General features: G+C 61.6%; 1 protein-coding gene. It reads right to left on the bottom strand.

The annotated features are described in order from the left end of the window. The coding region (locus tag NKH98_RS32955; protein WP_352904323.1) for a TCP-1/cpn60 chaperonin family protein at positions 1-593 on the bottom strand (593 nt) is incomplete at both ends.

Here is a 593-nt window from a genome sequence, read left to right as displayed (position 1 = left end):
ACGGCAACGCCGCCCGCCAGCTTGGCGAGACGTTCCTGCAGCTTCTCCTTGTCGTAGTCCGAGGTGGTCTCCTCGATCTGCTGCTTGATCTGGGCGACGCGGCCCTGGATCTCGGCCTTCTTGCCGGCGCCGTCGACGATGGTGGTGTTCTCCTTGGAGATCGACACCTTTTTGGCGCGGCCGAGCATGTTGAGGCCGACATTCTCGAGCTTGATGCCGAGGTCTTCGGAGATGACCTGGCCACCGGTGAGAATGGCGATGTCTTCCAGCATGGCCTTACGGCGATCACCGAAGCCCGGCGCCTTGACGGCAGCGATCTTCAGGCCGCCACGCAGCTTGTTGACGACCAGCGTGGCCAGGGCCTCACCTTCGACGTCTTCGGAGATGATGACCAGCGGCTTCGAGGTCTGCACGACAGCCTCGAGGATCGGCAGCATGGCCTGCAGGTTGGAGAGCTTCTTCTCGTGGAGAAGGATGTAGGCGTCTTCCAGATCCGCAACCATCTTCTCGGCATTGGTGACGAAGTAGGGCGAGAGATAGCCGCGGTCGAACTGCATGCCTTCGACGACTTCGAGTTCGGTCTCGGCGGTCTT

Source organism: Mesorhizobium sp. M0833, from assembly GCF_040319905.1.
In the GTDB taxonomy this organism is placed as follows: Bacteria; Pseudomonadota; Alphaproteobacteria; order Rhizobiales; family Rhizobiaceae; genus Mesorhizobium.
Note: the sequence above shows the minus strand (reverse complement) of the source record. Positions and strands in the feature narration are given on the sequence as shown.